This window comes from Streptantibioticus parmotrematis (assembly GCF_019890615.1).
Classification (GTDB): Bacteria; Actinomycetota; Actinomycetes; order Streptomycetales; family Streptomycetaceae; genus Streptantibioticus_D; species Streptantibioticus_D parmotrematis.
The window spans coordinates 111,225-133,990 of sequence record NZ_JAINVZ010000005.1; the positions used below are offsets into that span (position 1 = coordinate 111,225).

Consider the following 22,766-nt stretch of genomic DNA (forward strand, 5'->3'; position numbering starts at 1 on the left):
CCGGATCTCCCCCTGGAACCGGTGCCGCGGCGACGATGCCCGCGCGGAATGCGGATGCGCGCGGCAGGGGTTGTGACGGGTCAACGTGCCCAATGCTGATGGCGGTTGACCACAACCGCCCCTTTGCCGAACTCGCGTCTCACTAAAATGGACTAGACCAACTTCACGTGTCAACAGTCGAGTTGGTGGGTTGTGGGCGGTTCGGTTCGGGTTCGAGGTTGTCGTGGGATGTGTATGCGCAGGTCAGATTGGGTGGGCGGCCCGCACTTGAGGAGTCCGATGTGATTGTTGGTTACTGGTGGGTTATGGCGATGAGTTTGCGGCGGACATGACATGAGTGACTGTTGGTGCAACGTTCATCGACTCACGGTGAATTCGGTTGCCGCGATATGCGCGGGAATTCCGGTGTGTCGACGACCGATGACGTTGTGTCATTTCCGGCTTTGAAGGCGGGCGCTTTGCTCCGATTCCGGAAGAAGGGCCTCCCGGGGCGGGTCGGTGGCGGTGGCGGGGCCCGAGGGTCTCGGGTCGGAATGGTGACGGGGGTGCGGCGGCCCGGGACGCCGCTCGCCCTCTTGACACTCCAGATTGGACTAGGCCAATATCCCGATGGTCTGTACCAATGCGCGGCGCGGTGATCGATGCCTCGGCACTACCGGAAGGCCCAGCTGATGTCCTGGAGCAAACACAGCAAGGAGTTGCGACGTCTCGCGCTCTCCGTCCTTCAGCCGGGCTTCGTCGGGACCGAGGCGCCGGACTGGGTGTTGCGGGACATCGCCGACGGCCTGTCGTCCGTCGTGCTCTTCTCGCGCAACATCGCCTCCCCCCAGCAGGTGAGTCGGCTCACCGCCCAACTGCGCGCCCGGAACCCCGAGTTGATCATCGCGATCGACGAGGAGGCCGGCGACGTCACCCGCATCGAGTCGTCGACCGGATCCTCGCGCCCCGGCAACTTCGCGCTCGGCGCCGTCGACGACGCCGAGCTGACCGAGTCGGTCGCCCAGGACCTCGGCCGCCAGCTGCACGCCGCCGGGGTGAGCCTGGACTACGCGCCGAGCGTGGACGTCAACTCCAACCCCGACAACCCGATCATCGGCGTCCGCTCCTTCGGGGTGGACCCCAAGCTGGTGTCCCGACACGCCGCCGCCTGGATCCGCGGTCTTCAGGCCTCCGGAGTCGCGGCCTGCGCCAAGCACTTCCCCGGCCACGGCGACGTCGCCGTGGACTCCCACCACGGGCTGCCGCATTACGAGGCGAGCCTCGACCAGATCCAGGAGCAGGCGCTGCCGCCGTTCCGCGCCGCCCTGGAGGCGGGCGTGCGCGCGGTGATGAGCGGTCATCTGCTCGTTCCGGCCTACGACCCCGACCTGCCCGCCACCCTCAGCCGCCGCGTCCTGATCGACCTGCTGCGCGGCGAACTCGGCTTCGACGGCCTGATCGTCACCGACGCCATCGAGATGGGGGCGGTCACCGGCCTGTACGGGATCGGCGGCGCCACGGTCAGGGCCGTCGTCGCCGGGGCCGACGCCATCTGCGTGGGCGGCGAGACCGCGGAGGAGTCCACCGTCGACCTGCTCGCCGGCGCCCTGCTGGACGCGGTCGCCGACGGAACCCTGCCGGAGGAGCGCCTGCGCGACGCGGCCCGCCGGGTGGGGGAGTTCGCCGACTGGTCGACCCGGCTGGGCCAGGCCGCCCCCGTCGACCCGGTCAGCGGGGACATCGGGTTCGTCGCCGCCCGCCGTGCCATCCGCACCAGCGGCGCCGCCGGTGACGCCCTCCCGCTCCAGGACCCGCCGCACGTCGTGGAGTTGGTGCCCTCCACCAACCTCGCCATCGGCAAGGAGACCCCGTGGGGCGTCGCCATGCCGTTGCGCGAACGGCTGCCCGGCACGACGTTCGTACGCGTCCACGCCACCCAACTCGACCGGGAGTCGAAGGCGTTGGAGGAGTACGCGCTGCTCCCCGCGAAGGACCGCCCGCTGGTCGTCGTGGTGCGGGACGCCTCCCGGCACGCCTGGATGAGCCGGGCGCTGGCGGACCTGGTGACGGCGCGCCCCGACGCGATCGTGGTCGAGATGGGCCTGCCGGTGCCGACCGCCCCGGCCGCGGCCCAGATCTTCACCAACGGCGCCACGGCCGCGTCCGGGGTGGCCGCGGCGGAGGTCCTGGCGGGCACCCGGTAGCGCACCGAGCGGCCCCACCCGGTCGCGCAGGGTGACGGCGCGTTCGCCGGACAGGACGGTCACGCATGACGCGGCCACACTGGGACAGGGAACGAATGGACCGCTCACCCGGGCGTGCCGCCCACCGGACGCGCACGCCGCACGGCACGGAAAGGGAGCCGCCGCATGTCCCCAGCAGCCACTCACCGCCGCGTGGAGGTCGCCGAGCCCGGCGGCGCGATGTCACTGACCACCGCCGAGTCGCGCGAACCCGGGCCCGACGAGGTCAGGATCGCCGTCGAGGCGTGCGGGGTGTGCCACTCGGACGCCCTCATCACCGCGGGCCATCTGCCCGGCACGTCCTTCCCGGTCGTCCCCGGGCACGAGATCGCCGGGCGGATCGACGCGGTCGGTGAGCACGTCACCGGCTGGTCGGCCGGAGACCGGGTGGCCGTGGGCTGGTACGGCGGCTCGTGCGGCCACTGCGACCTGTGCCGGACGGGCGACGGCGTGCTCTGCGCCGAGCTGCGGGTGCCCGGCGCCGCCTACCCGGGCGGCTACGCGGACTCCGTCGTGGTGCCCGCGGTGGCACTCGCCGCGGTGCCCGACGAGCTGACCTCGGCCGAGGCCGCGCCGCTGGCCTGCGCGGGCGTGACCGTCTACAACGCCCTGCGCCGCAGCTCGGCCCGGCCGGGCGACACCGTGGCCGTGCTGGGGCTCGGCGGCCTCGGCCACCTCGGCGTGCAGTTCGCGGCGGCGATGGGCTTCGACACCGTCGCCATCGCCCGGGGCGCGGACAAGGCGCCGCTCGCCGAGAAGCTCGGCGCCCGGCACTACATCGACAGCACCGCCGAGGACCCGGCGCGGGCCCTGACCGCGCTGGGCGGCGCCTCGGTCGTCCTGGCCACGGTGACCAACGGCGACGCGATGGCCGCGACCGTGGACGGACTGCGCCCGCGCGGCGAGCTGCTCGTCCTCGGCGCGGCACCGGAGGAGCTGCGGGTCAGCCCGCTGCAACTGGTCAGCGCCGCCCGGCGCATCCACGGCCACGCCTCGGGCGTCGCCGTCGACACGCAGGACACGATGCGGTTCGCCGCCCAGAGCGGCGTGCGGCCGTGGATCGAGGAAGTGCCGCTGGAACGCGCCGCCGACGCCTTCGACCGCATGATGTCCGGCGCCGCCCGCTTCCGCATGGTGCTCACCACCGGCTGACCGCGGGCGCCGGCCGCGCTCACCACACCGGGCGCAGCGGCACCGGCTGGTCGCCGTAGACGTGACGGATGTACGCGCGCAGGTCGCGGCCGAGCGCGGTCACGCGGTCGGCGCCGACGACGTCGGCGAGGTCCCGTTCCACCTCGGACCACAGCCGGTCGGCCAGGCGCAGGTAGTCGTGGCCGCGCTCGGTGAGGGCGAGCACCTGGGCGCGCCGGTCCGTGGGATGCGGCTCGCGCCGCAGGTACCCCCAGTCGGCGAGTTCGGCGACCGTCTTGGACGCCGCCTGCTTCGTGACGCCGAGGTGGGCGGCCAGGTCCACGGTGGTGGCCCGGGGGTGGTCGGCGAGATAGCGGAAGGTGTACCCGTGCGCGGGCCGCAGCGGCTCGCGGCCGAGTTCCGCCAGGCGGGCGTGGAAGTGGTCGGTCATCGCCCGGTACGCGATGGCCAGCAGCAGGGGGACCTGCGGGGTCGGGTCGGTGTCGTGCCGGTCGGCGGCCATGGTGGTGTCCCGGACCTCTCCTGTCGAATGCCTGCGGTGCCTGCGGTGCCTGCGTGTCCGTGATGCCTGCGAATGCCTGTCGGATGGTCAACGTGGTTGACCGGTTCGCCGTGGCGGGCGTAGCGTGAAGTGGTCAACCGGTTTGACTATATCGTTCGTCCCGCTGCCCGGAGGAATCGCCATGCCTTTGTCCACCCTTGCCGACGCCCCTGTCTTCGACCGTGACGGCTTCACCTTCCGTCCGCTCGCCGTGCCCTCCCGGGGCAGTGCCGAACTGGCCATCTGGGCACTGGAGTTGTCCCCGGGCGCGTGCAGCGAGACCCATCACATGGACCGCGAGGAGGTCTTCGTCGTGGTGAGCGGCGGGATCTCGGCCACCGTCGCCGGGCAGGAGGTGACCGCCGGGCCCGGTGACGCCGTCGTCGTCCCGGCCAACGCCGTCCTGCGGATCCGCAACGCCTCCGACGATGCCCCGGCCTCCCTCACCGCGGTCACCTCGGTCGGCATGAAGGCCACCGTCGGCGGCGCGACCTTCCTGCCGCCGTGGGCGCAGTGACGACTCCATAGCTCCGCACCTCGCTTCACCGAAAGGTTCGCCATGAGCTCCACCACCGACGACGTCACCGAGCTGACCCAGCTGGTCCTGCGCGAGCGCCGGGCGCGTGATCGCGGCTGGTGGCGGGCGATGGGGGAGTGCCTGGCGCCGGACGCGGCCGTGCGGTTGAGCTGGTTCCGCGGCACGGGCGCCGAATTCGTCGCGGCGTCACGGGAGATGGCCGCGCGCGGCGACACCGCCCTGCACAGCCTGCACCCGCCGGTCGTGGACGTCCACGGTCCGCGCGCGGTCATCGAGATGCTCGCCGGGATCCACCTGCGCGCGGACCTGAACGGCGTCGAGGTGGACCTCACCTCCCGGGCCCGCCTGCTGTACCGCGCGGAACGGCGGGCGGGCCGCTGGGTGCTCGTCTCGCTCGACCCGGTCTACGAGTACGACGTCCTGCTGCCCGCGGTCCCGGGCGCCCGGCCGGCCGTCGACCCGCAGACGCTCGCCGCGGCCCGCCCCTCGTACCGCATGCTCACCTGCCTGCTGCATGCGCGGGGTTACGCGGTCGGCGCCGACCTGTACGGCGACGACCGTCCGGAGGAGGTCCGGGCGCTCTACGCCTCCCTCTTCGAGTGGCTGACCCCGGGAGGCGCCTCGGTGTACGCCGACTGAGCGGCGCCGAAAGACAGGCCAACGCCCGCGTCAGGAAAGCCCGTTGGCCTTGAGCCAGGCGCGTGCCCGGGTCGGCGAGGCGCGGGAGAGCCAGGCGTCCTGCACGACCTCGGACAGCTCGCCGTACGACAACTCACCGGTCCGTGAACCGCGCAGCAGGACCGACGGGTGGCCGTCGAAGTGCGGTGTGGTGAAGAACGGTGTGGACGCGTCGGCGATCAGGGACTTCTTGTCCTCCTCCGACGCCACCCACATCACGATGACGTCCGTGTACCGCTCGCCGGTCTCCGGATCGAAGGCGTCCGGCCGGGCGGTGCGGAAGAAGACGAAGGACTTGCCGCCCACCGCGTAGACGGCGTTGCCCTGCCGCCCGTGCTCCACGGTCACGTGCGGCATCGCCAGCGCCAGGTCGTGGACGTCCTCGACCCGGGCGCGGCGGCTCTTCCTCGGTGCGGGCACCCTCTCAAGCTACGCGCGGCGTGCCCGGCACTCCAGCGGAAGGAGCCTCAGCGCCCGCGCGGGCGAGGACGCGGGAAGGGTAGCAGCGCGGGCACCCGCGCCCGGTACGTCTCGTACTGCGCGCCGAACTCGCGGCGCATCAGCCCGTCCTCGACGCGCACCCGGTGCAGCAGCCAGGGCACGGCGAACGCGAACACCACGATCCAGCCGCCGAACCCGCACGCGAGCGTGGCCCCGCCGACCAGCCCCAGCAGCCCGGTGTAGATCGGGTGCCGCACGACGGCGTACGGGCCGCCGGTGCGCAGTTCCTGGTTCTCCCGCACCACCGGCACCGGTGCCCACATCGCGCCCAGCACCCAGCGCGCCCACACCAGCAACGCCGTGGACGACACCATCACCACGGCCCCCACCACCGCGATCACGGGCTGCCAGTAGAAGAAGTGGTGCCAGAACGCGCCGGGGGTGTGCCGCACCAGTTGGACGAACGCGATCACACCGACCGCCAGCGCCAGGCGGTAGACCAGCGTCTGCCGGGTGCCCGGGGCCCAGTCGGCGACGCGGGAGCCGCTGCGCACCCCGAAGTACACCGCGCCGATGATCCACGTCACCGCGAAGACGGCCACGCAGACCGCGGTGAGACCGACCATCACCGAGTGCAGTGCTCCCATGGGGAGATCGTCCTCCCGGCGCGCCCCGGCCGCCAGGCGCGGGAACACCTCTTGGAGATCACGGGTGGATAACGGGTCTAGTCCAACCGTCTCGGCCTGTTCACCATCCCGTCACCCCTCGGCCGTGAACGGTCAACGCCCCGCCCACAGGCTCCAGGCATGCCAGTCGTCAACCACGCGGCCGACCGGATCCCGGCGGCTCGCTCCCTCACCGCGACGAGGTGGTCGTGATGTCCGTCCGCTTCGACCGCGTCTCCGTGAGCTACGGAAGCCAGACCGTCCTGGACGCCTTCGACCTCGCCGTCGAACCCGGTGAGGTCATGGCCCTGCTCGGCCCGTCGGGGTCGGGCAAGACCACCGCGCTGCGCGCCGTCGCCGGATTCGTCACCCCGGCGAGCGGGCGGGTGCTCATCGGCGGCCGGGACGTCACCGCCCTGCCCCCGCACAAGCGCGGCATCGGCATGGTCGTGCAGAGCTACGCGCTCTTCCCGCACCTGCGGGTCGACGCCAACGTCGCCTTCGGCCTGAAGGCTCGCCGCACCCCGCGCCACGAGACCGTCGAACGCGTCGCGCGAGCCCTGGAGATGACGGGCATGGCGGCCTACGCCCGCCGCTATCCGCGCGAGCTGTCCGGCGGCCAACAGCAACGCGTCGCCATCGCACGGGCGTTGGCCATCCGCCCCGAGGTACTGCTCCTCGACGAGCCGCTCTCGGCGCTCGACGCGGCCCTGCGCTCCGCCATGCTCACCGAACTGGCCCGGCTGCACCGGGAGTTGCCGGACCTGACAATCCTCTACGTCACCCACGACCAGATCGAGGCGCTCACCCTCGCGGACCGGGTGGCGGTCATGGACTCCGCCCGGCTGAAGGAGTGCGGCACGCCGCTGGACCTCCACCGCAGCCCGGGCAGCGAGTTCACCGCCTCGTTCGTCGGCGGTGCCAACCTGCTGCCGGTCAGTGTGAGCGGCGGCACCGTCCGGTTCGCCGACGCCGAACTCCAGCTCGTGGCACCCGGGTTGACCGACGCGGACACCGCGACCCTGTGCGTACGGCCGCACCGCGTCGGCCTCGGCGACGGCCCGAACGCGCTGCGCGGAACCCTCGCCGAGGTGCAGTGGCGGGGTGCGACCCACCGCCTGGTCGTGGACGTCGCGGGCCACCGTGTCGCCGCCGACGTCACGGAACTGCGCGACCCGCCCGCTCCCGGGACCCCCGTGACGGTGCACTTCGCCCCGCAGGACGCCGTGCTGCTGACGTCCGGCCCGGTACGGGAGGTGGCCCGTGGCTAGCGCGACCGCCGGGGCCGTGCCCACCGGCCGACAGCTCTCGGTGCCGCGCTGGGCGTGGACCCTGCCGCCCCTCGCCGCGCTGGGACTGGCCTTCCTCTACCCGCTGGCCCTCGTCGTGTGGCAGTCGGTCTCCCCGGACTCCGGCGGCCACGACCTGTCCGCGTACGGGCAGGTGCTCGGCTCGACGGTGTTCCGCGAGGCGCTGCTCAACACGGTGGTGATCGCCGCCTCGGCCACCGCCGGGTGCCTGGTGCTGGGCTTCACGCTGGCGCTGGTCATCGCGTTCGTGCCGTTCCCCGGCGGCAGGGCGCTCAGCCGCGTGGTCGACGTCTTCCTCGCCTTCCCCTCGTTCCTGATCACCCTCGCCCTGCTCTTCCTCTACGGGACGACCGGCATCGTCAACGGCCTGTGGACGCAGGCGACCGGTGCCGCGAACGGGCCGCTGGACTTCCTCCAGACCCCGTGGGGTGTCGTCCTCGCCGAGATCACCTACTTCACGCCCTTCGTGATGCGCCCACTGCTGGCCGCGTTCGAACGGCTCGACACCGCGCAGATCGAGGCCGCCTCCTCACTGGGAGCCCGCGCGCCCCGCGTCGTCGGCCGCGTCATCCTCCCCGAGGCGCTGCCCGCGCTGGCCGCCGGCGGCTCGCTGGTACTGGTGATGTGCCTCAACGAGTTCGGCATCGTGCTGTTCACCGGGGCCAAGGGCGTCACGACGCTGCCCATGCTGGTGTACGGCAAGGCGATCCTCGACGGCGACTACCCGGGCGCCTGCGTGGTCGCGGTGGTCAGCGTCGTCGTCTCGGTGGCGCTGCACACCCTCTACCGCGCCGTCGTCTCCCGCACCCTTCCCGCGTCCGGAGGCACACGTGCTGCTGCACGGTAAGGCCGCCAGGCTCATCGCCCAGGCCGTCTTCCTCGTCCTGTTCCTGCCGCTGTTCGCGCTGCCGTTCCTGGTGATCGTCGTCGCCTCGTTCGCCACCGACTGGAACGGCGCGCTCCCCTCGGGTCTCACGGTCCAGCACTACCGCGAGGCGCTCGGCGGCGACGCGGCGCACGCGCTGACCGTCAGCCTGCTGACCGCCGTGGCCGCGAGCCTCGTCGCCCTGCTCGTCGGTGCCTGGGCCGCCCTCGCGGCGCACCGGCTGCGGCGGGCGGGCCGCGGGGTGATGGACACGTTGTTCACCCTGCCGGTCGCGGTGCCCTCCGTGGTCGTCGGCCTGTCCCTGCTGGTCGCCTTCTCCAAGCCGCCCCTGCTGCTCAACGGCACACCCGGCATCGTCATCACCGCGCACGCCGTGCTGGTCACCGCGTTCGCCTACCAGTCGGTCTCCGCCGCGCTGGCCCGGCTCGACCCCGCCTGCGAACAGATCGCGGCGAGCCTCGGCGCGAGCCCCGCCCGCGTGCTGTGGCGGATACGGATTCCGCTGCTGCTGCCGTCGCTCACCGGCGCCGCCGGGCTCGGATTCGCCCTGTCGATGGGCGAGTTGAGCGCCACGATGATGCTGTACCCGCCGAGCTGGACCCCGTTGCCGGTCAGCATCTTCGGCGCCACCGACCGCGGATCGCTGTTCACCGGCGCCGCCCTCGCCGTCGTGCTGATGGCCACCACGCTGCTCGTGCTGCTCGCGGTCTCCCGGGTACGCAACCGCGCCTCCTACCGCTGACCGACACCGCCCCTCAACGCCCGTCACCACGCCAGGAGTTCATCCCGTCATGCCCAGGCACACCGTCACCGCCGTCACCGCCGTCCTCACCGCCCTCGTCCTCGGCTCCTCGCTCACCGCCTGCGCCGGACAATCCTCCGCCGACGCCAAGGAGATCACCGTCTACAGCGCCGACGGTCTCAAGTCCGAGACCGGCGACGGCTTCTACAACCAGGTCTTCAAGGACTTCCAGGCCCGCACCGGCATCAAGGTCGACTACGTGGAGGGCGGCTCGGGCGAGATGGTGCAGCGCCTGGCGCGCGAGCGGTCCAACACCCAGGCCGACGTCGTCGTCACGCTGCCCCCGTTCATCCAGGAGGCCGACAGCAAGGGACTGCTCGCCGCCTACCGGCCGCAGGGCTCGGCGCAGGTCCCCACCGCGGACAAGGCGGCGGACGGCACCTGGACCTCGGTCGTCGACAACTACCTGTGCTTCGTCTACGACAAGAAGCAGCTCCCGCAGCCGCCGAAGACCTGGAACGACCTGCTCGACCCGAAGTTCAAGGGCAAGCTCCAGTACTCCACCCCCGGCGTCGCGGGCGACGGGACGGCCGTGCTGGTCAAGGCGATGCACGACTTCGGCGGCGAGTCCCAGGCGATGGCGTTCCTCAAGAAGCTCCAGGCCGTCAACGTCGGCCCGTCCAGCTCCACCGGCGCCCTCGCCGCCAAGGTCGACAAGGGCGAACTGCTGGTCGCCAACGGCGACGTGCAGATGAACTACGCCGACACCGCCTCCATGCCCGACCAGGGCATCTTCTTCCCCGCCCCCAACGGCGGCGGAGCACCGACCACGCTCTCCCTGCCGTACGCGGCCGGCCTGGTGAAGAACGCGCCGCACGCGGCCGAGGCCCGCGCGTTCCTCGACTACCTGCTCTCCCCGGCCGTCCAGCAGGAGGTCTCCCGGCTCGGCGGCGGCTTCGCGTCCCGCACCGACGTCAAGGCCACCGACGCCAACGCCCGGGCGCTGGCGAAGATCATGTCCGGCGTCCAGGTCTTCCGTCCGGACTGGAACGCCATCGACGACAAGCTCACGGACTACGTCGACGCCTGGCAGTCCGCTACGGGCAGCTGAGCATCGGTGCGGGCATCGGTGCGGGCGGCGGCCGGGGAGCGGCCGGGAAAGCGGCGCGGTGCGGGCCTCTCGAAAAAGTGATATCACTCTGCTAGTGTCGTGCCATGCGGGCAGCGCATGGCACGACAGCAGAGCGGAGAGCGCCATGACCCACCAACCCACCGCGTCCCCGGCCGCCGCCCCCGGCGTCGCGCCCGACATGCCCGGGCCCTCCGTCACCGAGCGGCTCCTCGCCGGCGTGCCCGGCCTGCTCATGCTGGCGGTCGGCCTGCTGCTTCTCGCCGGCGGGATCGCGGTCCCCATCGCCGCCCACGGACTCGTCTGGCTCGGCGTGGTGCTCATCGTGGCCGCCTTCCTCACCTTCCGCGGCCTGACCGCCGTCTCGCCCGGTGAGGCCCGCGTCGTACAGCTGCTCGGCCGGTACCGCGGCACGCTGCGCACGCCCGGCCTGATCTGGGTCAACCCGTTCACCACCCGCCGCACGGTCTCCACCCGGATCCGCAACCTGGAGACCGAGGCCGCCAAGGTCAACGACGCCGACGGCAACCCGATCGAGATCGCCGCGGTCGTCGTCTGGCAGGTCGAGGACACCGCCGAGGCCGTCTTCGAGGTCGACGACTTCCGCAAGTTCGTCGCCATCCAGTCGGAGACCGCGGTCCGGCACATCGCCAACAGCTTCCCCTACGACGCCCGCGACGAGGACCGCCCCTCACTGCGCGACAGCGGCGAGGAGATCACCCGCCTGCTGTCGCGGGAGATCTCCGCCCGGGTCGCCGCGGCGGGCGTGCGCATCGTCGAGTCCCGCATCACGCGGCTGTCGTACGCGCCCGAGATCGCCCAGGTCATGCTGCAACGCCAGCAGGCGGGCGCGGTCGTCGCGGCACGCCGCCGGATCGTCGAAGGGGCCGTCGGCATGGTCGAGTTGGCGCTCGCGCGGCTCGCCGAGCAGAACGTGGTCGAACTGGACGAGGAGCGCAAGGCGGCCATGGTCAGCAACCTGCTGGTGGTGCTGTGCGGGGACCGGGGGGCACAGCCCATCGTCAACTCCGGTTCCCTCTACCAGTGAGGGAGACCCTTGCCCGCCGAACGCAAGAAGATCCTGCTGCGTCTCGACCCGGCCGTTCACGACGCCCTGGCACGCTGGGCGGGTGACGAACTGCGCAGCACCAACGCCCAGATCGAGTTCCTGCTGCGCCGCGCCCTGGCCGGGGCCGGGCGGATGCCGTCCGCCGCGGCCGGCATCCCCCGGCGCGGCCGCCCCACGAAGACAGCCGCGCCGTCCGAGGAACGTGCGGCAGCGGAGGGTGACACGGCACCGGAGGACGACACGCCACCGGACGTGCTCCCGTGACGGCCGTGGGATTCCGGTGAAGCGCCGGGTGACGGCCCCGACGTCCCGGACGCCTGGACACCTACGCGGCGTGTGACGGCAAGGAGGCCAGACCATGCGATTCCCCGACACCCTGCCCGAACGGCTCTACCTCCTGGCCATGCGCCCCGGCCACGCCGTCCCCGCGCAGGCGGCGGACCTCGGCGTGATCCTGCGCGCGGCCGCGCTCACCGACCTGCACCTGCGCGGCCTGCTCGTGGACGAGGGCGGCCGCCCCGCCGCCACGGGATCGGTTCCCGCGTCCCTCAGCCCGCTGCTGGCCGACCCGCTGGACGCGATCGCCAAGGCGGCGCCGCGTCCCTGGCGCCGCTGGGTGGAGACCGGCCATCACGGCCTGGCCGGCACGGTACGCGCCCGGCTCGTCGAGGACGGCCGGCTCGACCTGGCCGAACGCCGCGTGCTGGGCCTCTTCCCGCTCCGCGTCCCGACGCCCACCGACCCCGACCTGCCGGACGCCCTGCGGGCGGGGTTGCTGGCCGCGCTGGAGGGCACGGGCGGCGCGGTCGAGCCGGAGCAGGCGGCTGTGGTCGCGCTGGCCGCCGTCAGCAGGCTCCGCACGGTCCTGCCCTACCGCCTCCGGCGCGAACACCGCGCGCGACTCGAGGAACTGACCGCCGCCGCCGGCCCGGTCCCGCAAGCCCTGCGACGGGTCCTGCGAACCCGCCGAGCAGCCCGCAGCAGCTGACAACGCCCTCTGCATGTGGGCGAGTTGACGGCCTTCGAGTGAGGGGTGGACACCGGATCATGGGCATCCTCGCCGACGAGTTCGCCCGGTGTCATCCGCCGCGCGCACGCTGACGCCCCGCGGGGTCGGGTGGCTTCGCGGGGCGCCTTCGGCCGCTACTGCTCTCGCAGGCCCCACGGTGTGCCGTACTCGGTGAGCAGGTCGAGGAACGGCCTGGCGTCGAACGCCTCCGGGCCCAGCACGCCTGCGCCTCGCCACACGCCGGTCGCCAGCAGTTCCAGTGCCGCGACCGGGTTCACGGCCGTCTGCCACACCACGGCCTGGCAGCCGTACTCGCGCATCGACCACTGGTTGTCGACGACGTGGTACAGGTACACCTCCCGGTCACGGCCGTCCTTCGTGCCGCGCACCCACGTACCGGCGCAGGTCTTGCCGTGCATCCGCTCGCCGAGCGTCGCCGGGTCGGGCAGGCAGGCGGCCACCAGGTCGCGCGGAGAGACCCGCACCGGACCCGCGTCACTGCGCACCGTGACCGGTTCGGTGCGGTCGAGCCCCAACTGCCGCAGCACGCGCAGGGTGTTGATGAACTCCTCGCCCAGCCCGTACTTGAACGTCACCCGCCCCGCCGTCACCCAGCGCGGGATCAGCAGGACCTCCTCGTGCTCGACGTTGACGCACTCGACCGGCCCGATCCCCTCGGGGAAGTCGAAGACCTCCGGTTCGCTGAACGGTTCCGTGGTGAACCAGCCGCGGTCGCTCTCGTAGACGACCGGCGGGTTGAGGCACTCCTCGATCGTCGTCCAGATGCTGAACGACGGCGCGAAGTCGTACCCTTCCACCGTCAGGTCGGCGCCGTCGCGCACGCCGATCTCCTCGATGGTGTCGAAGAGTTCGTCCGCCGCGTAACGTGCGAAGACGTCCGAGAGACCGGGCTCCACGCCCATCCCCACGAGCGCCAGTCGCCCCGCCTCCTCCCATGCGGTCGCGCGCTCGAACTGCGCGTCGCCCAGCTTCACCCCGCACTCCGCGTACGGCGTGCCCGGATGCGGCGCGGACAGCGACATCGCCATGTCCAGGTAGTGCGCGCCGGCCGCCAGCGCGGCGCCGAACAGCGGCATGACGAAGCGCGGGTCCGTCGCGTTGAGCAGCACGTCACACCGCTGCTCGCGCAGCAGCGTCGCGATCGCCGCCTCGTCGGACGCGTCCGCGAAGGCCGCGGAGAAGCGCTCCGGCGTCCTGCCGGCCGCGGCCACCGCCGCCTGGGCGCGCGAGAGGTCGTAGTCCGCGACGACCATGTGCTCGAAGAACGGACGGCGGGCCGCGATCCGGGTGACGGCGGTGCCGACCCCACCTGCCCCGACAAGCAGAACACGCATGGCAATGGTCTCCCGTACTGGTCAGAAGGGCTTTCCCACCACGATCACAACGCCAGGTCCGCACCGCCGTCAACGCTGTTGGCATAAGCCTCCACGACCGCCCGCGCACAAGCCTGAACAGGCATTCCCGAGCGTGCGGACGCGATGGCAACGGTGTTGGCGTAAGGCTTAGGGTGAGGGCCGGGGCGCGATCGAGGGGACGGCGATGGGCAAGCGTGTGGTGACGGAGGCGAAGCGGCAGCGGAGGCGGCCGACCAGGCAAGGGCAGGTGCTGTCGGAGCAGCTGTTCGTGGACACCGCGCTGCGTCTGCTGGCCCAGGAGGACGGCCAGGGGCTGAGCGTGCGCCGCCTCGCCGCGGCGCTGGGGACCGACCCCAGCACGTTGTACCGGTACTTCCGCGGCATGGACGACCTGACGCTCGCCATCGGCGACGAGCTGATGCGCAGGGCCGTCGCGGGCTGGCGGGCCACCGGTCGATGGCGGTCCGACCTGCGTGAGCTCGGCCTGCGCGTGCATGCCTCCTACCTGGCCCATCCGCAGGCCGCCGTCCTCACCGCGAGTCGTGTCTCCGGCCGCATCCACGAGGTGGCCGCCGACGAGGTGATCCTCGGCATCCTGCGCACCGCGGGGTTCGGCGACCGCGACGCGGTGCGCATCTACCACGCGTTCGTCGACCAGAGCCTCGCCTTCGCCGTCCTCGACGCGGCCTCCCTCGCCCTGCCGCGGACGGCACGCGAGGCGGACGAGGCCATGTGGCAGACCACGTACGCCCGACTGCCCGCCGCCACCCATCCCCACATCGCGGCGACCTCACGCCATCTGATCGCCCACATGAACACCAGCGCCTACCCGTCGGCGCTCGACATGCTCCTGGACAGCGCCCAGGCCCAACTGGCCGACGTCCAGGGCGCCGTGGGCGATCAGTGAGACCCCGGCCGACGCCTCGTCGCGCGAACCGGCCGGTAGCCTTGTGCCCCCTCGAAGCGGCCCACTAGGGTGATCACGTACCGCGCCCGTCGGCGCGTACCCGACACCGGCCGAGGAAGGGGAGTGGGCATGCGCACGCAGCACCGTGCCACCTCGCTTCCCGGAAGCCGCCCCCACGTGGGTGTGACCCGACGCCACGTGGATCTGCTGAGGGTGAGCAGCGCCCTGTGTCGCCGGGCCGTCTGAGCACCGGCGCCCGTATCCCCGTGTGACCCGCGTCCGATGACGCCGTGACACGTCCCGGCCGAGCCGGTCCGCGCCATCCCGTCGCATCCCATGCCTTTCCACCCTGGCGCCACTTCGCCGTGTCCACGGCCAAGTGCGCTGTCGACGTGCGCGGTTGACGCCGCACGTCGGTCCGCGGCGGGCGTCACACCTGACGGCCTGTTCCCACGAACGTCCACGAACTCCCCATAACTTCCCACGAATTCCTACGACTTCCCACGAAGGCGGATCATCCATGCGCTACGCGCTGACCAGAGCGGCCAAGATCCTGGCCCTGTCGGCCACTCTGGCCCTCACCCTCCCCTCGGCCGTGGCGGCGGCCGCCGAGCCCACCGAACCCCAGGTGCCGCCGCTGTCCGTCGTGAGCGGCACCGCCCCGCGCGGCGCGGGCGACCTGTTCGTGGCGCCGTACGAGAACACCCCGTCCGGCGGCTACGCCTCCGGTGTCGAGATCCTCAGCCCCGACGGCCGCCACGTGGTGTGGTCCCACGCCGTCCCCGCGGGCCAGGAGGCGTCCGACTTCCGCAAGCAGACCTACCACGGCAAGCCGGTGCTGACCTGGTGGCAGGGGACCGGCTTCGGCGGCGCCGCACAGGGCGTGGACTACGTCTACGACGACCACTACCGCAGGATCGCCACCGTCCACGCGGGCAACGGCTACACCGCCGACGGCCACGAGTTCCTGATCACCCCGTGGAACACCGCGCTCCTGCTCGCGTACAAGCAGCGCACCGCCGACCTCACCTCCATCGGCGGCTCCTCCCACCAGAAGGTGCTGGACGGCGTGGTGCAGGAGGTCGACATCCGCACCGGCAAGGTGCTGTTCCAGTGGGACGCCGCCGACCACGTGCCGTACGCCCAGAGCGAGCAGCCGCTGCCGTCCTCCCCGGACAGCGCCTGGGACTGGTTCCACATCAACGCCGTCAAACTCGACACCGGCGGCGACCTGCTCGTCGACGCCCGCAACACCTGGACCACCTACGAGGTCTCGCGGCGCACCGGCCGGGTCACGTGGCAACTCGGCGGCAAGGCAAGCTCGTTCAGCCTGAAGGCAGCACCGGGCCAGCGGCTCGACGACTCCGGCACGATCTTCGCCTGGCAGCACGACCCCCAGCCGCTCGGGAACGGTGTGTACACCCTCTTCGACAACGAGTCCGCCGGGGCGGGCAACACCGGTTCCGGTGCCGTCGCGTCGCTTCCCTACAGCCGGGTGGTGACCGTGCGGCTCGACACCCGCCACCACGTGGCGACCCTGGTGCGCAGCGTCGACCAGCCCGAAGGCCTCAGCGCGCCCTCGCAGGGCAACGCCCAGACCACGGCCGACGGCGACCTCGTGGTCGGCTGGGGCTCGCTGCCGTACGTCTCCGAGTTCGACCGCTCCGGAAAGCTGCTGTTCAACGCGGAGTTCCCGGCCGGTGTGAACACCTATCGCGCGTACCGGTTCGCCTGGGGCGGGTGACCCCGCACGCGCGGACGTCGTCGCCGACTGCGGGGCCGGCTCACGCCGTTGAGCCGACCCCGCAGTCCGGGCACAGGCCGCGGTAGACGATGTCGGCCGTGGCGACCGTGAAGCCGAGGCGCCGGTCGGCCGGGAGGCGGGTGAGGGGGTCGCCGGTGGGATGGACGTCGCGGATGGTTCCGCAGCGGGTGCAGACCAGGTGGTGGTGCGGGCGGCGGGTGTTGGGGTCGTAGCGCTTCGCGCGGCCGTCGACGGTGACCTCCGCGACCTCGCCCAGGACGACCAGTTCGCCCAGGGTGTTGTAGACGGTCGCGCGGGAGATCTCGGGGAGCAGGCGCGCGGCGCGGGTGTGGACCTCGTCGGCGGTCAGGTGCACGTGATCGCCGTCGAGGATCTGCGCGATGACCCGGCGTTGCGCGGTCATCCGCCATCCCCGGCGGCGCAGTCGCTCCAGCAGGTCGCTCATGCCGGTTCACCTCTTCGGGTAGGGCGAGCGGGCCCCGGTGGCCAAATGGAGCGGCCTCGGCCGGTCGCAGGTCTGATGCGCTTCTTGACTTGGACTGTGTCCATCGTAGGATCGGTTCCAGCACGGGCCAAGGGACGGGAGATCCTTCTTGTGACAGGAGGTGTTGACGTGACGAGATCATCACGCTCGGTGCGGCCGGACCGCCGCCCGCGGGAGACCTCGTGGTCACACCGCCTGGGTCCGGCGCCCGTCCGCGCTACTGAGCTCCTTCACCAGCACCCGCGATCAGCACCGGCGATCCGCGTCCCGGTCCGGAAGGAATCCCCATGACTGAAAACCACGACGCCATTGTCACCGACCCCAAGATGGAGACCGAGGGCGGCTGCCCGGTCGTCCACACCGCCCGAGCCCCGCACCCGGCACAGGGCGGCAGCAACCGGCAGTGGTGGCCGGAGCGGCTGAACCTGAAGATCCTCGCCAAGAACCCGCCCGCGGCGAACCCGCTCGGGGAGGAGTTCGACTACGCCGAGGCGTTCGCCGCGCTCGACCTCGCGGCCGTCAAGCGTGACATCGCCGAGACGCTCACCACCTCGCGGGACTGGTGGCCCGCCGACTTCGGCAACTACGGCCCGTTCCTCATCCGCATGGCCTGGCACAGCGCCGGCACGTACCGCATCAGCGACGGCCGCGGTGGCGCCGGTGCCGGCCAGCAGCGCTTCGCACCGCTCAACAGCTGGCCGGACAACGTCAACCTGGACAAGGCCCGCCGCCTGCTGTGGCCGGTGAAGAAGAAGTACGGCCAGAACCTCTCGTGGGCCGACCTGCTCGTCCTCGCGGGCAACGTCGCCCTGGAGACCATGGGTCTGAAGACCTTCGGCTTCGGCGGCGGCCGCGCGGACGTGTGGGAGCCGGAGGACGACGTCTACTGGGGCCCGGAGACCACCTGGCTCGGTGACGAGCGCTACACCGGTGACCGCGAGCTCGAAGAGCCGCTCGGCGCCGTGCAGATGGGCCTGATCTACGTCAACCCCGAAGGCCCCAACGGCAACCCGGACCCGCTCGCCGCCGCCCGCGACATCCGCGAGACCTTCCGCCGGATGGCGATGAACGACGAGGAGACCGTCGCCCTCATCGCCGGCGGCCACACCTTCGGCAAGACCCACGGCGCCGGTCCCGCCGACAACGTGGGCCCGGACCCGGAGGCGGCCGGCCTGGAGGAGCAGGGCCTCGGCTGGCGCAACAGCTTCGGCACCGGCAAGGGCGCCGACGCCATCACCTCCGGCCTGGAGGTGACCTGGACCTCCACCCCGACCCAGTGGAGCAACGGGTTCTTCGACAACCTCTTCGGCTACGAGTGGGAGCTGACCCAGAGCCCGGCCGGCGCCAACCAGTGGAAGCCGAAGGACGGCGCGGGCGAGGGCACCGTCCCGCACGCCCACGACGCCTCGAAGAAGATCGCCCCGTCGATGCTCACCACCGACCTGGCCCTGCGCTTCGACCCGGTCTACGAGCCGATCTCGCGCCGCTTCCACGAGCACCCCGAGGAGTTCGCGGACGCCTTCGCCCGTGCCTGGTACAAGCTGACCCACCGCGACCTGGGCCCCAAGTCGCTCTACCTGGGCCCGGAGGTCCCGGCGGAGACCCTGCTGTGGCAGGACCCGCTGCCGCAGGCCGAGGGCGAGCCGCTGACCGCCGAGGACGTCACGACGCTCAAGGCGAAGCTGCTCGACTCCGGTCTGTCCGTCTCCGACCTGGTCTTCACCGCCTGGGCGTCCGCCTCGACGTACCGTGGCAGCGACAAGCGCGGCGGTGCCAACGGCGCCCGTATCCGCCTGGCGCCGCAGTCCGCGTGGGAGGCCAACGACCCCGAGCGCCTCGCCTCGGTCCTGGGCGTGCTGGAGAGCGTGCAGCGGGAGTTCAACACCGGTGCCCGCAAGGTCTCGCTGGCCGACCTGATCGTGCTGGGCGGCACCGCCGCGGTCGAGAAGGCCGCCCGCGACGCCGGTCACGCCGTGGAGGTGCCGTTCACCCCGGGCCGCGTCGACGCGACCGAGGAGCACACCGACGCCGAGTCGTTCGCCGCGCTGGAGCCGACCGCCGACGGCTTCCGCAACTACCTGGGCAAGGGCAGCCGCCTGCCGGCCGAGTACCTGCTCATCGACCGGGCCAACCTGCTCACGCTGTCCGCTCCCGAGACGACCGTCCTCGTCGGCGGCCTGCGTGTCCTGGGCGCGAACGCCGGGCAGTCCAAGGCCGGTGTGCTCACCACCACGCCGGGGGTCCTGACGAACGACTTCTTCGTCAACCTCCTCGACCTGGACACCACGTGGCGTCCGGTCGCGGGCGACGCGAACGCCTTCGAGGCCGTCGACTCCTCGGGCGCGGTCGTGTGGACCGGTACCCGCGCCGACCTGGTCTTCGGCTCCAACTCCGAACTGCGGGCGCTCGCCGAGGTGTACGCGAGCGACGACGCCAAGGAGAAGTTCGTGCGCGACTTCGTCGCCGCGTGGACCAAGGTCATGGACCTCGACCGGTTCGACGTCGCCTGATCCCCGCGCCTCCCCGCGCCGACGACCACCGGCCCGCTCCTCCCGCCCACCGAGGCGGGGGAGCGGGCCGGTGGCGTCCGCGTCAGTCTTCGGTGCGGCGTCCCCAACAGGTGATCAGGGGCGCCGTGGTGACGTCGAGGTCCTCACCGGCCAGCGCGGCCAGATGCTCGTCGACCTCCGCGTCCGTGGCCGCCCCGGCACCGACCAACTGCCCGCGCACCTGCCGTACGGTGGCCGCCTCCAGCTCCCGGCAGGCCGCCGAGGTGAGCGGGAAGTAGCCCTCGGCCGCCACGTCCCGCAGCCCTGCCGCGCGCAGCAGGCGCGGCAGGGACCGGCCGAACGCCAGGTCCGCGCCCCGCTCGGCGAGCAACGCGCGAAAGCCCCGGCGGATGCGTTCGGCCCGCTCCTCGGCGAGGGAGCCGCCCGCCGGGCAGGCCAGCGGCTGAAGCGCCGGATCGGCGTCCTCCACGACCAGCCAGCCGCCCGGCCGCAGTGCCGAGGCGAGCCGCCGCAGGACCTCGGCCCGGTCCGGCAGGTGCACCAGCACGAGCCGCGCGTGCACCAGGTCGAGGCCGGTGGCCGGGGGATCGTCCCGGGTCACGTCGTGCCGCAGCACCTCAGTGGTGTCCGACGCGAGACCGGTCAGCCACGAGGTGTCGAGGTCCGTCGCCCAGACCCGCCCGGCCGGCCCGACACGCTCCGCCAGCCCGGCGGGCACCGACGAGCCACCCGCGCCCACCTCCCAGCAGCGCCAGCCGGATCCGAGCCCGAGACGGTCGAGGTGGACGAACGTCCACGGGTCGAACAGCTCGGCGAACGCGTCGAAACGCCGCCCCGCCTCCCGCTGCCGGTTGTCGAGCAGGTAGCCGTCCTGTGATCCCATGGGGCCATCCTCGCACCCGTGCCCCACCGTCCCTGGTCAGGGGCGTTCGGCCGTCCGCGGCCAGAGGCGGGCCGACCGGACTCGGCCGGGCGGCCCGCGATCCGTGCCGTCAGCGGACCTGCTCCGTCGGTCGCAGCAGGATCTCGTTGACGGCCGCGTGCCGGGGCTGGGTCACCATGAAGACGACGGCGGTGGCCACGTCCTCGGGCCGCAACAGCCCGTATCCGGTGGGGTTCCGGGCGTCCGGCGCGTACTCCTGGCCGCTGGTCGTCAGCTCGGTCACCACGACGCCGGGCTCCACCAGGCCCGCGCGCACGTGGCGTTCGGCGAGCTCCTGCCGAAGGGCCTCGGTGAACGCGCTCACGGCGTGCTTCGTGGCCGCGTAGACGTTGCTCTGCGGGGTGGGGATCCTGCGCCCGGCCACCGAACTGATGGTGACGAGGTCGGCCACACCTCGTTCACCGGAGGCGGCCCGCGTCAGGTGCGGCAGCGCGGCATGCGTGGTGTTGAGGACGCCGTTCACGTTGACCTCGACCGTGCTGTGCCAGTCGGTGAGGTCGGCTTCGAGGGCCGGTGACCAGGTGCCGCTGCCCGCGTTGTTGACCAGGATGTCGATGCCGCCGTGGTCCCCGGCGGCCGACTCGATCGCGGCGCGCACGGCGTCGGCGTCGGTGACGTCCACCGCGTACGGGTGCGCACGGCCGCCGTCCCGCGCGTTGATCGCCTCGGCCAGTTCGGTGAGCCGGTCGCGGCGGCGGGCGAAGAGGGCGACGGTGGCGCCCTGCGCGGCCAGCGCCTCGGCGACCGCGGTGCCGATGCCGCTGGAGGCTCCGGTGACGACGGCTGTGGTGTTCTTCAGCACGGGTGCGGGTGTCCAATCCTCGGGGTCCTCGGGGTTCACTCGGATGTTCTCGGGAGCGGTTGGTTCCGTTCCCGCGGGCACCCCGGGCCATGCGCTCGCCGCCGCGTTCGATCCATAGCTCGATCGAGTGAATCCGCGAGCGGTGGTCCGACCGTGGCAGGGCCTCGGGGGTGCGGTCGGATGGGTCCGATCCGGCTGAAGCGCCCTCCTGGAGCCGAGACGGTCTGCCGGAGTTTGACAACGTTTGCCTTACTCTCATAGGAAACGCACAGACCGGGACGGGGCCTGCCGCGGGGGTGACGGCACACCGGTCAGCGACCGAGGGGGAACGGGATGGGACTGCGCATCCGCCTGTCCGACGCCGACGTGCGGAGGGTCGGGCTGGCGGGGGAGCCGGACGTGCTCTGGGAAGCCCTGCTCGCCGCACACATGACGCAGTGCCAGGACGGCGTCCCGGTCTTCGGACGATGGCGCCGGCAGGCCCGCCGGAGGCTGCGGGCCCCCATGCGCCGATTACTGGACCTCGCGCCCCCGCGCGGCTACTCGCCCGACTTCCTGACCCCCTCCGGCACGGGAGCCGACCTGTCGGCCGGGCTCGAGGCGGTCCGCCGGGTCCCGCACGACCGGCTGCGCGACGAACTGGCAGTGCTCGCCGCGGCACGGCCCGCCTCGCCGTGGACCGTGGAACTCGCCACCGGGTCGAGCGCCGCCGTCACACGGCTCGCCGAGGGCATGGAGGCCCTGTACCGCGAACTCGTCGCACCCCACGAAGCGCACGTCCGCGCCCAGTTGGCGGCCGACCGGGCCGTACGGGTCGAAGCGGTGCTGCGCGGAGGCGTGGACCGCCTGCTGTCCACCCTGCACCCTTCCGTGGAGTGGCGGCCACCGGTCCTCGAGGTCCACGGCCTGCCGTCAGGGCCGGAACGCCGACTCGACGGGCGGGGGTTGCTCCTCGTCCCGGCCTTCTTCTGCTGGCAACGGGCCACGCTGCTCCAGGACGCGCGGCTGCCACCGGTGCTCGTCTACCCGATCCGGCACGATCCGCGGTGGCAACTCGCCTGTGGGGAGGAGGACACGGCGACGCACTCCAGGTTGTCGGCGCTCATGGGCCGCACCCGGGCGGCGGTCCTCGAGGCAACGGCGGACGGGATGGTGACGACCGGTCAGGTGGCGCGGCGGGTCGGATCCTCGGAACCGAACGTCAGCGAGCACCTGCGCACCCTGCGCGAGGCCGAACTCGTGGTCAGCTTCCGGGACGGCGGCACGGTCCGCCACTCGTTGAGCAGGCTGGGATGCGCATTGCTGGACGGCAGGCCCGCCGGGCTGTGATCGGGCGCGCTCGGGTCAGCCGTCAACCACCGTGCTCAGCTGGCGACTTCGGTCACCGCCGAATTCCTTGTGGGGCCGGTGCGGCGCGCGAGAGCCTGTTTCCGACCACACCGGCCGGGACCGGCCGGGACCGATGCGGACCGGGCTGGACCGGTCGGCGTGGTCCGCGGTCGCGTACCGCGTCGTACGGCGGTCGCACGTCGCGGCCGCCACCACCACACGGGGGATTCATGCGACACCACACCTTGCGACGACACGTGAGCCCGGA

The 22,766-nt window shown here is 72.3% G+C and carries 23 protein-coding genes; 16 read left to right on the forward strand and 7 right to left on the reverse strand.

The features are described from left to right. Positions 1–671 precede the first annotated feature (671 nt). Positions 672–2,183 carry a glycoside hydrolase family 3 protein gene (locus K7472_RS10050; RefSeq protein ID WP_222976331.1) on the forward strand — a complete coding sequence of 504 codons (1,512 nt, stop codon included), beginning with the start codon at positions 672–674 and terminating at the stop codon, positions 2,181–2,183. Positions 2,184–2,348: 165 nt separating this feature from the next. After that, positions 2,349–3,374, forward strand: coding sequence for an alcohol dehydrogenase catalytic domain-containing protein (locus K7472_RS10055; protein WP_222976333.1), 1,026 nt, complete (start codon positions 2,349–2,351; stop codon positions 3,372–3,374). A 19-nt stretch (positions 3,375–3,393) separates the two neighbouring features. Here K7472_RS10055 and K7472_RS10060 read toward each other — a convergent pair whose 3' ends face one another. After that, complete coding sequence (locus K7472_RS10060) at positions 3,394–3,876, reverse strand: MarR family winged helix-turn-helix transcriptional regulator (protein ID WP_222976335.1); 483 nt, start codon at positions 3,874–3,876, stop codon at positions 3,394–3,396. 181 nt (positions 3,877–4,057) lie between these two features. Between K7472_RS10060 and K7472_RS10065 the strand changes: the two genes are divergently transcribed. Together K7472_RS10065 and K7472_RS10070 are read left to right on the forward strand one after the other, a co-directional pair. Further along, complete coding sequence (locus K7472_RS10065; protein ID WP_222976337.1) at positions 4,058–4,432, forward strand: cupin domain-containing protein; 375 nt, start codon at positions 4,058–4,060, stop codon at positions 4,430–4,432. A 42-nt stretch (positions 4,433–4,474) separates the two neighbouring features. Next, positions 4,475–5,092 carry a nuclear transport factor 2 family protein gene (locus tag K7472_RS10070; protein WP_222976339.1) on the forward strand — a complete coding sequence of 206 codons (618 nt, stop codon included), beginning with the start codon at positions 4,475–4,477 and terminating at the stop codon, positions 5,090–5,092. Between the two features lie 30 nt (positions 5,093–5,122). Here K7472_RS10070 and K7472_RS10075 read toward each other — a convergent pair whose 3' ends face one another. Both K7472_RS10075 and K7472_RS10080 read right to left on the reverse strand, forming a co-directional pair. Further along, positions 5,123–5,551, reverse strand: a complete 429-nt coding sequence (locus tag K7472_RS10075; protein ID WP_222976341.1) for an MmcQ/YjbR family DNA-binding protein — start codon at positions 5,549–5,551, stop codon at positions 5,123–5,125. A 47-nt stretch (positions 5,552–5,598) separates the two neighbouring features. Then, positions 5,599–6,219, reverse strand: a complete 621-nt coding sequence (locus K7472_RS10080; RefSeq protein ID WP_222976343.1) for a methyltransferase family protein — start codon at positions 6,217–6,219, stop codon at positions 5,599–5,601. A gap of 230 nt (positions 6,220–6,449) precedes the next feature. Between K7472_RS10080 and K7472_RS10085 the strand changes: the two genes are divergently transcribed. The 7 genes from K7472_RS10085 to K7472_RS10115 all read left to right on the forward strand — a co-directional run bounded on the left by K7472_RS10085 (position 6,450) and on the right by K7472_RS10115 (position 12,361). Next, complete coding sequence (locus K7472_RS10085; protein WP_222976345.1) at positions 6,450–7,508, forward strand: ABC transporter ATP-binding protein; 1,059 nt, start codon at positions 6,450–6,452, stop codon at positions 7,506–7,508. After that, positions 7,501–8,394 carry a 2-aminoethylphosphonate ABC transporter permease subunit gene (locus tag K7472_RS10090; protein WP_222976346.1) on the forward strand — a complete coding sequence of 298 codons (894 nt, stop codon included), beginning with the start codon at positions 7,501–7,503 and terminating at the stop codon, positions 8,392–8,394. Before K7472_RS10085 ends, K7472_RS10090 begins: the two co-directional genes overlap by 8 nt. Next, a complete protein-coding gene (locus K7472_RS10095) occupies positions 8,378–9,175 on the forward strand; it encodes an ABC transporter permease (RefSeq protein WP_222976349.1) in 798 nt (265 codons plus the stop codon). The genes K7472_RS10090 and K7472_RS10095 overlap by 17 nt, the downstream gene beginning before the upstream one ends. Before the next feature lie 49 nt (positions 9,176–9,224). Beyond that, positions 9,225–10,286, forward strand: a complete 1,062-nt coding sequence (locus K7472_RS10100; RefSeq protein ID WP_222976351.1) for a 2-aminoethylphosphonate ABC transporter substrate-binding protein — start codon at positions 9,225–9,227, stop codon at positions 10,284–10,286. Between the two features lie 145 nt (positions 10,287–10,431). Next, positions 10,432–11,352 carry an SPFH domain-containing protein gene (locus K7472_RS10105; protein WP_222976353.1) on the forward strand — a complete coding sequence of 307 codons (921 nt, stop codon included), beginning with the start codon at positions 10,432–10,434 and terminating at the stop codon, positions 11,350–11,352. 9 nt (positions 11,353–11,361) lie between these two features. Further along, positions 11,362–11,637 carry a type II toxin-antitoxin system antitoxin gene (locus K7472_RS10110; RefSeq protein ID WP_222976355.1) on the forward strand — a complete coding sequence of 92 codons (276 nt, stop codon included), beginning with the start codon at positions 11,362–11,364 and terminating at the stop codon, positions 11,635–11,637. Positions 11,638–11,731: 94 nt separating this feature from the next. Next, complete coding sequence (locus K7472_RS10115; RefSeq protein WP_222976357.1) at positions 11,732–12,361, forward strand: GOLPH3/VPS74 family protein; 630 nt, start codon at positions 11,732–11,734, stop codon at positions 12,359–12,361. Between the two features lie 155 nt (positions 12,362–12,516). On the opposite strand, the gene K7472_RS10120 is transcribed toward K7472_RS10115, so the two are convergent. After that, complete coding sequence (locus tag K7472_RS10120) at positions 12,517–13,737, reverse strand: saccharopine dehydrogenase family protein (protein WP_222976359.1); 1,221 nt, start codon at positions 13,735–13,737, stop codon at positions 12,517–12,519. 205 nt (positions 13,738–13,942) lie between these two features. Between K7472_RS10120 and K7472_RS10125 the strand changes: the two genes are divergently transcribed. From K7472_RS10125 to K7472_RS10130, 3 genes are all read left to right on the forward strand, one after another. Next, positions 13,943–14,665 carry a TetR/AcrR family transcriptional regulator gene (locus K7472_RS10125; protein WP_222976361.1) on the forward strand — a complete coding sequence of 241 codons (723 nt, stop codon included), beginning with the start codon at positions 13,943–13,945 and terminating at the stop codon, positions 14,663–14,665. A 129-nt stretch (positions 14,666–14,794) separates the two neighbouring features. Next, the gene (locus K7472_RS33680; protein ID WP_372457949.1) at positions 14,795–14,911 is read left to right on the forward strand and encodes a putative leader peptide; all 117 of its coding nucleotides are present in this window, start codon (positions 14,795–14,797) and stop codon (positions 14,909–14,911) included. Positions 14,912–15,185: 274 nt separating this feature from the next. Further along, complete coding sequence (locus K7472_RS10130; RefSeq protein WP_222976363.1) at positions 15,186–16,409, forward strand: arylsulfotransferase family protein; 1,224 nt, start codon at positions 15,186–15,188, stop codon at positions 16,407–16,409. 40 nt (positions 16,410–16,449) lie between these two features. Here the strand turns inward: K7472_RS10130 and K7472_RS10135 are convergent, their stop codons facing one another. Further along, the gene (locus K7472_RS10135; protein ID WP_222976365.1) at positions 16,450–16,875 is read right to left on the reverse strand and encodes a Fur family transcriptional regulator; all 426 of its coding nucleotides are present in this window, start codon (positions 16,873–16,875) and stop codon (positions 16,450–16,452) included. 326 nt (positions 16,876–17,201) lie between these two features. Between K7472_RS10135 and katG the strand changes: the two genes are divergently transcribed. Then, positions 17,202–19,424 (forward strand): catalase/peroxidase HPI, encoded by a 2,223-nt coding sequence (gene katG / locus K7472_RS10140; RefSeq protein ID WP_222976367.1) that lies wholly within the window; start codon positions 17,202–17,204, stop codon positions 19,422–19,424. 82 nt (positions 19,425–19,506) lie between these two features. Here katG and K7472_RS10145 read toward each other — a convergent pair whose 3' ends face one another. After that, entirely contained in the window at positions 19,507–20,307 is an 801-nt protein-coding gene (locus tag K7472_RS10145) for a class I SAM-dependent methyltransferase (protein ID WP_222976369.1), read from the reverse strand. A 109-nt stretch (positions 20,308–20,416) separates the two neighbouring features. Continuing rightward, entirely contained in the window at positions 20,417–21,169 is a 753-nt protein-coding gene (locus K7472_RS10150) for an SDR family oxidoreductase (protein WP_222976371.1), read from the reverse strand. Between the two features lie 333 nt (positions 21,170–21,502). Here K7472_RS10150 and K7472_RS10155 point away from each other — a divergent pair, with 333 nt between their 5' ends. Beyond that, positions 21,503–22,498 (forward strand): ArsR/SmtB family transcription factor, encoded by a 996-nt coding sequence (locus tag K7472_RS10155; RefSeq protein ID WP_222976373.1) that lies wholly within the window; start codon positions 21,503–21,505, stop codon positions 22,496–22,498. Positions 22,499–22,766 lie beyond the last annotated feature (268 nt).